Source organism: Psychrobacter piechaudii (genome assembly GCF_900162825.1).
Classification (GTDB): domain Bacteria; phylum Pseudomonadota; class Gammaproteobacteria; order Pseudomonadales; family Moraxellaceae; genus Psychrobacter; species Psychrobacter piechaudii.
In genome coordinates, this window is the sequence record NZ_FUGE01000029.1 from 1 (window position 1) to 1544 (window position 1544).

Sequence of the window (1544 nt, forward strand, 5' to 3'; positions counted from 1 at the left end):
TCGTTTGATGAGCCTCGTATCTAGCTCCATTTTATCTATGCCATACTGGAAGATTCTATCATTCTTTTTTGCTCTTTTTAAGTTGTGTAGATACCTATGGTTTAGCGAGGGGAGGAGGTCAATGTAACAATAATCAAGGAAGTAGGCCTAAACCCCTTTCAAGCAACCGTAAAATAATTAGGAGAAATTTATGAAAGCCGTATTTTTGGATAGAGGGACTTTTTTGGATGAGGTAGATTTACCCGCTCCTAACGGGGTCACTGATTATGTGGTCTATGAGGATACCGAGCAAAATTATCAGCTAATCATTGAGCGCTGCAAAGACGCTGATATTATTTTTTCTAATAAAGTAAAACTCAATGCCGATATCATCTCAGCCCTGCCCGACTTAAAGCTGATACAGCTCACGGCCACTGGGATGAATAACGTTGATGCAGAAGCTTGTAAGGCCCACAATGTCGAGCTTTATAATGTCGCAGGTTATGCCGTTAAAAGCGTGCCAGAACATACGTTTATGCTGATGTTAGCCGCGCTACGGGCTGGGGTTTATTACCATGATAAAGTCACTGATGGCAGTTGGGAGCAGGCAGGCAGCTTCTGCTTAATGGACGTGCCGTTGATTGATTTAGAGGACAAAACCTTAGGAATTATCGGAGTCGGTACCATTGGTAAAAGCGTGACTGAAATTGCCAAGGCCTTTGGTATGAAAGTATTGTGGGCAGAGCATCAAGGCAAAGAGCCTCGTAATGACGACTACACCGACTTTGACACTGTTCTACAAACCTCTGATGTCATTAGTCTGCATTGCCCGCTAACCGAGCAAACCCAGCACCTAATTAACCAAGAAACCTTGGCTAAAATGAGCAAAAAACCATTAATCGTTAACGTGGCTCGTGGCGGTGTGGTGGATTCAAAAGCCTTAGCCGATGCGGTAAAAAACAATCAAATTATGGGTTATGCCACCGATGTCTTCGAGCAAGAGCCGACGACCAAAGACGATCCTTTACTACAATTAGCCGATCACCCCAGAGTCATCTTTAGCCCCCACAATGCCTGGGGCAGTCAGGCCGCTCAAGAAAAGTTATGGAAAATCTTAAGTGAGCAAGTGAGTGACTTTATTGCTAAGCAGTAATGGCTTAAAGGATAGACCATATTGACCTCCTCCCCTCGCTAAACCGAGGGGATTCCTACAGCTAGACGGTCAAGCCCGACCGCAAGGATGTTCTTAGCAGCATTGATATCTCTATCATGCCATGTGCCACACTCAGCACACCTCCATCCTCTTATTCGCAAACCTGCTCTACCCTCAAGCTACTGTCACTTATTTTAAGGCAGTACGAGCAGGTCTGGGTAGTGTAACTCTCATTTACGATCTCAAGCTGACAACCTGCATACTTGCATTTATATTCCAGTTGTCGTTTAAGCTCAAACCATCCTGCATCGTATGTCGATTTAGCGAGCTTGGTTTTTTTAGTTGTAAATGAGCGAGATTTAACATCACCAACCACAATTAAGCTGTTATCTTTAACAAGCTTGGTGGTGAA

At 44.0% G+C, this 1544-nt stretch carries 1 protein-coding gene and 1 pseudogene; one reads left to right on the forward strand and one right to left on the reverse strand.

The features are described from left to right. Positions 1–190: 190 nt before the first annotated feature. The gene (locus A1019T_RS00515) at positions 191–1132 is read left to right on the forward strand and encodes a D-2-hydroxyacid dehydrogenase (RefSeq protein WP_077449949.1); all 942 of its coding nucleotides are present in this window, start codon (positions 191–193) and stop codon (positions 1130–1132) included. Positions 1133–1170: 38 nt separating this feature from the next. Here A1019T_RS00515 and A1019T_RS00520 read toward each other — a convergent pair. Then, positions 1171–1544, reverse strand: a pseudogene (locus A1019T_RS00520) (RNA-guided endonuclease InsQ/TnpB family protein); the annotation flags it as partial.

What these genes read in the sequence shown, in the direction of transcription:
- A1019T_RS00515 (WP_077449949.1), top strand. Translation starts at nt 191, where the DNA reads ATGAAAGCCGTATTTTTGGATAGAGGGACTTTTTTGGATGAGGTAGAT.